The organism is Flavobacterium cupreum (genome assembly GCF_003996965.1).
GTDB classification, from domain to species: Bacteria; Bacteroidota; Bacteroidia; order Flavobacteriales; family Flavobacteriaceae; genus Flavobacterium; species Flavobacterium cupreum.
Map to the genome: position 1 here is coordinate 368450 of NZ_QWDM01000005.1, position 7234 is coordinate 375683.

Below are 7234 nucleotides of genomic sequence, written 5' to 3' on the forward strand. Positions count from 1 at the left end.
GAACTTACAATACTTTAATTTTTTTTTTGTTCTTTTGCCCCCTAAAATAGATATTAATGCAGAGATTTGATGCCATTCGACCGTTTTATGATTCAGAAATAAATGAAGCACTTCATGATGTTGTCAATCATCCGATGATGAAAGCCATGATGAATTTTACTTTTCCGGAATTAGAGGATGATGCTTGGAAAGATCAGCTTAAGAAAACACATTCGATTCGTGATTTTCAATGTAATTTTATTTATCATACGATTCAAAAAGTACTCGAAAAGAGTTCTGAAGGACTTACGACTTCCGGTTTTGAGAAACTGCAAAAAAATACTTCGTACTTATTTGTATCCAATCACCGTGATATTCTGTTAGACACGACCCTGCTCAATGTTTGCCTGTTCGAACATGGCCTGGTGATGACAGCGTCTGCCATTGGAGATAATCTGGTTAAAAAAGCATTTTTAAGTACACTGGCAAAACTGAACAGAAACTTTTTGGTTCTGAGAGGTTTAACGCCAAGAGAAATGCTGCAGAGCTCTAAGTTATTGTCCGAATATATGGGGCAGTTACTGCTTCGCGAAAACCGTTCGGTCTGGATTGCCCAAAGGGAAGGCCGTACCAAAGACGGAAACGACGAAACGAATCCCGGAGTATTGAAAATGATCGGAATGGGTTCTGATGAAGCCAATCTCATGGACTATTTTAAGAAAATAAAAATTGTTCCCGTTTCTATTTCATACGAATATGATCCGACCGATGTGCTGAAAATGCCGCAATTGATGGCAGAAGCAAACAATGAAGTTTATATCAAAGAGAAGAACGAAGATTTCATGACTATTTTAAGTGGTATCATGGGAACTAAAAAGAGAATACATATTTCCGTTGGCGATGTTTTAAACACAGAAATTGATCAGATTGTAGCCGAGAATGATAATGCCAACAAGCAAATTCAGGCTTTGGCACAGGTAATTGATGATTCTGTTTTGAAAAATTACCAGTTATGGCCGACTAATTTTATCGCTTACGATATTTTAAACGGAACGAATAAGTTTGCTCACCATTACAAGGAAAATGAAAAGTTGCTTTTTGAACGTCGTTTAGAAATGCGAATCGGAAGTGATAATCCTGTTACCAGACAAGGGTTTTTATCCATGTATGCGAATCCTGTTGTCAATAAACTAAAATATCAGGATGTCCTCTAAAGCTAAAATACTTTTAATTTATACCGGAGGAACGATCGGTATGAGCAAGGATTTTGAGACAGGAGCACTCAAGGCCTTTAATTTTAGCAAACTGCTGCAAAAAATCCCCGAATTAAAACAACTGGATTGTGAAATCGAAACGGTTTCATTTGAAAACCCAATCGATTCATCGAATATGAATCCGGAGATGTGGGCCAAAATGGCTACGATTATCGAGGAAAATTATTTGGCTTTTGACGGTTTTGTCGTTTTGCACGGTTCAGATACCATGTCTTATTCAGCTTCGGCATTGAGTTTTATGCTCGAAAATTTAGCCAAACCTGTGATTTTTACAGGTTCGCAGCTGCCAATAGGAGACTTGCGTACCGACGCTAAGGAAAACCTGATCACCGCCATTCAGATTGCCTCATTACAAGAGAATGATAAACCCGTAATTCACGAAGTTTGTTTGTATTTCGAATATAAATTATACCGCGGAAACCGCACTTCTAAAGTAAACGCAGAACACTTCAGGGCTTTTACGGCACCCAATTATCCTGAATTGGTAGAATCAGGCGTTCACCTTAAATTAAATTCCCATTTATTCCTTCCCGTAAAAACCGATGCGAAATTATTGGTGCACAAAAATCTGGACAATCATGTGGCCATTGTAAAAATGTTTCCGGGAATGAGCGAAATTGTTTTGGGATCGATCCTGTCAACACCCAACTTAAAAGGAATTGTTCTGGAAACCTACGGTTCCGGAAATGCCCCAACCGAAGAATGGTTTTTAAACCTCATTCAAAAAGCAATCCAATCCGGCCTGCATATCGTAAATGTGACGCAATGCTCGGGCGGAAGCGTCAATATGGGACAATACGAGACCAGTACAGCACTTAAAGAATTAGGAGTGATTTCCGGTAAAGACATTACCACCGAAGCGGCTATTACAAAACTAATGTACCTGTTAGGTCATGAAATAGAAGCAAAAAATTTCAAAACTATTTTTGAAAGTTCTTTACGCGGGGAGATTTCACTGTAATTTTTTTACCATATAAGTGATGTAAGTTCATTTAATTGATCGGGTTTGTCATTTCGACCGCAGGGAGAAATCACACCAGAAACTCCGTAACTATAATCGCCAATCTTTGTCGATCATCTAGTGTGATTTACTTCGTCTATTCGCTGTCGCCCGGGTCTCCTTACGTCGAAATGACAAGATTGTGGACAATTGGAATTTGGAATTTATTCAGATAGCTGCAAGAATTGGAATTTATAAATCCTTATAACGTACCGGACAAGTTTCTAAATCTTCTTCAACAGCCTTGTGGTTTTTGTAATACACATACACAATCACCGAAAGAAGGCAGATGATCCCCTGAATTGCAACGGTAGTTCGCACACCAAGAGAGTGGGAAAGATACCCAATAATCAAACTTCCCACAGGAATCATTCCCTGATACGCCATCAGGTAATAACTAATGCTTCTCGAACGCATATTGACGGCACTTTGTGTCTGAATATAAATATTGATCGATGAGGTTTGTCCCATCATTCCGAGACCGCTCAGGGTCATGCAGATCAGCGCAATGGTCAGACTGCTTGAAACCGCCAGGATAATAATGCTGAAACCGAGCAATAAACTGGAAGCAATCATTATTTTATTCATGTTTTTGGACGATTTCAGATTGGCAAGATAAATCGCGGAGAGCACAGAACCAATCCCTGCGGCACTTTCGAACCAGCTAAAAGTCTGGGCATTTCCGCTAAAGATATCTTTGGCAAAAACAGGCATAAGCGTGTTGAAAGAAATGACAAATAAACTACTGCACATTAACATCAGCAGCATTCGGGCCATTTCCGTTTCTTTTTTAACATAGTCAAGGCCCTCTATTAGATCGTCCAGCATTTTAAGTTTGTGCTCTGCCTTGATATGCGGTGTGATTTTCATCAGTAGCAATGAAATCAGAACCGGAATATAACTAATGAAATTTCCAATAAAACAAATATCTTCCCCATACTGGTGCAGAATAATTCCGGCCAGGGCAGGACCTGCAATTCGGGCGAAGTTGTTCAGCGTAGAATTAAGTGCCACGGCATTGGGTAAATCTTCTTTGTCATTGACAATATCAATCATCATGGTTTGTCGGCAGGTCATGTCAAAAGCATTGATAATACCCTGAATAAGGCTAAGAGCCAGAATAAAGTTGATGTTGTATATTTTCAGGTAAATAAGCAAAGCCAGTGCACCCGCCTGAAGCATGGCCAGCGATTGTAAAATCATCATGGAGCGGTGCCTGTCGTAACGACCGATAATACTTCCGGCGACAGGTGCTAAAAATAAGGAGGGAATCATACTCAGAAAAGTAGCCAGTCCCAGTAAGAAAACAGATCCGGTGATGCTGTAGACCATCCAGCTGACCGCAGTTTTCTGCATCCAGGTTCCAATAACCGAAACCGACTGACCGTAAAAGAATAATTTGAAGTTTCTTGATTTTAACGCCTTAAACATAACCCTTGCTATTTTTTTACAAAGTTCGGGAGTATGATTTCATTAGAAAAATTAATAATTTTACTGATAATAAGTAGTCAAACTTATCGATATGGAAATCTATCAACTACAGTATTTTATTAAAACGGCTGAGGTACTTCATTTTACAAAAGCCGCCGAGCTGTGTTTTGTCACGCAATCCGGATTATCGCAACAGATCAAAAAACTAGAAGAAGAACTCGGAATGCCCTTGTTTATCCGGATTGGAAAAAAAGTGCAGCTTACCGAAGCCGGCTCCGTTTTCCTGATTCATGCCAAACAGGTCATCGAAAAAGTACAGAACGGAAAGCAGGCCATCGACGATTTAAACGAAATGATTGGCGGCGAACTTCGGGTAGGGGTAACCTATATTTTCGGACTTTTGATTTTGCCGGTGATCAATTCCTTTGCAAAAAGGTACCAAAACCTCAAAATTGTGGTTGAATATGGCACAACAGAAGCCCTGGAACAAAAACTAATGAACAACGAACTGGATTTGGTGCTGGTAATTTCGTCACACGAAATAGAGCTTCCGATTCAGAAAGTGCCTTTGTTTACGTCGCACATGGTCATGGCGGTTTCAAAATCGCATCCTTTGGCAGCTTTGGATAAAATTGCGTTTAAGAAAATAGAAGAAATTCAGCTTATTTTACCCGGAAAAGGCTCCAATTCAAGGGAATTTGTCGAAGGGCTGTTTCTAAAACACAACATGAAACCCAAAATCGCCATAGAGTTAAATTCCATTCACGCTTTGCTGCAAATGGTAGAGAACAGTGACTGGGCGACGATAGTGGCAGAAAAAGCCTTAAAAGGCTGGGATAACCTCAAATCGATTCAGATTACGGGAGTTCCGACCAAAAGAGATTCCTTTATGCTGACAATTGGCGGTTACCAGAAAAAGGCCGTAAAACTGTTTATGGAAGAGTTTCGAAAAAGCATCTAAAGAATATTGGATTTTACTTTTGTAAGTCATTTTTTTTTGTGTTATTTGCAAACCGAAATAGAGAGGTGTCCGAGTGGTTGAAGGAGCTAGCCTGGAAAGCTAGTATATGGGTAACTGTATCGAGGGTTCGAATCCCTTCCTCTCTGCCAAAACTTCGTTAACGTCAATAGAATATGGCGTTAACGAGTTTTTTTTAAAAATTACGTGTCAAATTTGTGTCAAATACTTATAGTTTAAAAATCGAGAGTTTTTTAAGCCATAAAAAAAAATGCCAAATTCAAAAAAAAACCTTCCCGCACGTAATAAAAGCATCGCTTTTATAGATTATAAACCCGCAGAACTTCGAACTAACAAGGATTGGGTGATCGTGTATTACGCAAAGAATCCAGTTAACGGAAAATTGGAATTGCAACGCTTGCGAGTTCCGGTAATTAGTAATAAGACCGAGAGACTTAAACACGGTAAAAAAATAACTCTTGAAATAAATAATAAGTTGTCGGCCGGGTGGTCGCCATTTCTTGAAGAAACTGGAAAAAATTATAAAACTTTTCAGGATGTAATCAATGCGTTTTTGAAACAATTAAAAAAGCAGCTAAAAGATAATGTGATAAGGGAAGACACTGTGAGAACCTACAGTTCTAATCTAAATTTATTTCAACAGTTTTTTATTGAAAAGCATATTAAAATTACTTTTGCGATAGAGATAAATAAAAAAATATGCGTACAGTATTTGGACTGGGTATATGTTGATAGAAATAATTCTCCCCGCACAAGAAACAACCATCTGAATTTTATAAAGCTATTTTGTGAGTTTTTGGTCAGTAGAGGGGTTTTAAGTGAAAATCCAACGGCTGGTATTCAGCCGATGAAATCACCGCCTAAAAAGAGACATATTTTACCCGTACAAATAAAAAATGCTGTTCAGGAAAAACTACAGGCTTACGACAACAGTTTTTACACTTTATGCATGACAACATATTTTTGTCTAATAAGAAATACAGAATTAAGAAAAATTAAAGTAAGTGCCGTTAACCTGAACGATAGTTCAATTTTTTTATCGGAAGAAATATCCAAAAATAAAAAAGACGAAACAATCACAATACCTTCTCAGTTTTTGCCTCTTTTAATAAAACATCTTCAAAAATCAAAACCTAACGATTACTTATTTTCTAGCGACAATTTTAAATCAGGTGCCGTGCAAATGCCAGTAAGGAAAATTGCAACGGCTTGGGAAAAATTAAGACAGGATTTGAGTCTTGAAAGTAAGTATCAATTTTATTCTTTAAAAGATACAGGAATTACTGATCTATTAAACAGCGGGATTCCTGCAATAAAAGTTCGTGACCAAGCCCGGCACTATGATATAAAAATAACTGAATTATATACGCCAAGGAATAACGGATGTGACGCAACAATCAAAGACGCAAAAGTAAAATTTTAAATTATTTAGCAACACGCCAAGGTACGGTATACAAAAAAAATGTAAACATTGTAAACAATTGAATTTTTAGTCGTAAACAACTGATAAATAGTATTTTAAATTGTTTACAAAACGTTTACAAACTCATTTTTGGCTGTTTTTGTTTATAAACAAGGGCTAAAAAATTTATAAACATTGGGGGATGGGGGATAAAAATAAAGTTCTTAAAACTAGAAAAATGTAGACATTTGATTAAGATATCAGCTCCGGATCTTTTTCCAGGATTGCAGAAAAATCTACATTTAAAATATTTACAGACAAACGAAATGTAGCTTTTTTTCAATCAGATCCGTGCCGGCACTTTGTCCGGGTTCGCAAAAAAATCTACATTTAAATATTTACCGAGCGCCATAATGTAGATTTTTTTTAATGCGCTGCGTTTCTGCAGATCGTTGGCCAAGCAAAAAACATCTACTTTTTTAAACAAAAAAAATCGCATTACATTTCTGTAATACGATTCTCTGACTAAAAACAAAACAAAAACTATTGAGCCTGAGCGGGCGTTTCAAACATTATCGTTAAATAATATTCCGGTAGATAAATTCCCAAACCGTCTTTTATATCCTTTGCAACACCTTGTTTTAATATTGGTTTTAAATAGTTTGGGGGTTGAAGTGCGGGTAAATTAGTATGCTGATTTAAAATAAAAAACTCATTGGTTCTTACATTTAAATAAATTTCAATTGTGATCGTTTTTCCAGAACCTACTATCGCTAAATTTTCAGGACGTGGTTTAAACATTACATACATGTCCATGAATCTGAAATAGGTGACAAAATCAAACGTTCGTGTTTCCGGGTTGCTTAAATTCGAAAAGCTTGATTTGGTAATGTTACTAAAAGAATCATTTGCACTTACCTTATAACTCGTCGCACTAATAGCCGAATCAAATTGCATTGTACAACGAACTATGTAAGGATTGTAATCACTTGTGTAGTAACTGGCATCACACATATAAGGATTCTTATATTTATGCAAATAAGGTTCAAAATTAATCACATTTACATCCAGCGGAGAAGGGATTGAACTGGAAGACCCCGCGGAACCGTAAAAGAATTTATCTGCTAACTCAATTAAAAATTCATTCAAATCATTAGCGTAAATCTCCG

6 protein-coding genes and 1 tRNA gene are annotated in these 7234 nt (G+C 37.2%); 5 read left to right on the plus strand and 2 right to left on the minus strand.

Features of this window, described 5'->3' with window-relative positions; translation table 11 throughout:
* Positions 1-56: 56 nt before the first annotated feature.
* Together D0817_RS10140 and D0817_RS10145 are read left to right on the plus strand one after the other, a co-directional pair.
* Positions 57-1193 (plus strand): 1-acyl-sn-glycerol-3-phosphate acyltransferase, encoded by a 1137-nt coding sequence (locus tag D0817_RS10140; protein ID WP_127338277.1) that lies wholly within the window; start codon positions 57-59, stop codon positions 1191-1193.
* A complete protein-coding gene (locus tag D0817_RS10145) occupies positions 1183-2214 on the plus strand; it encodes an asparaginase (protein WP_127338278.1) in 1032 nt (343 codons plus the stop codon). Before D0817_RS10140 ends, D0817_RS10145 begins: the two co-directional genes overlap by 11 nt.
* 231 nt (positions 2215-2445) lie before the next feature.
* Here the strand turns inward: D0817_RS10145 and D0817_RS10150 are convergent, their stop codons facing one another.
* Positions 2446-3684: an MFS transporter gene (locus D0817_RS10150; RefSeq protein ID WP_127338279.1), complete on the minus strand. Its 1239-nt coding sequence runs from the start codon at positions 3682-3684 to the stop codon at positions 2446-2448.
* Positions 3685-3775: 91 nt separating this feature from the next.
* Here D0817_RS10150 and D0817_RS10155 point away from each other — a divergent pair, with 91 nt between their 5' ends.
* The 3 genes from D0817_RS10155 (at position 3776) to D0817_RS10165 (ending at position 6086) form a co-directional block, all read left to right on the plus strand.
* Positions 3776-4645 (plus strand): LysR substrate-binding domain-containing protein, encoded by an 870-nt coding sequence (locus tag D0817_RS10155; RefSeq protein WP_127338280.1) that lies wholly within the window; start codon positions 3776-3778, stop codon positions 4643-4645.
* A 59-nt stretch (positions 4646-4704) separates the two neighbouring features.
* Positions 4705-4794 (plus strand) — tRNA-Ser (locus D0817_RS10160).
* Between the two features lie 119 nt (positions 4795-4913).
* Positions 4914-6086, plus strand: coding sequence for a tyrosine-type recombinase/integrase (locus tag D0817_RS10165; RefSeq protein ID WP_127338281.1), 1173 nt, complete (start codon positions 4914-4916; stop codon positions 6084-6086).
* A gap of 522 nt (positions 6087-6608) precedes the next feature.
* Here D0817_RS10165 and D0817_RS25660 read toward each other — a convergent pair.
* Positions 6609-7234: hypothetical protein (locus tag D0817_RS25660; RefSeq protein WP_161568424.1), on the minus strand; the 626-nt coding region annotated here is incomplete at its 5' end.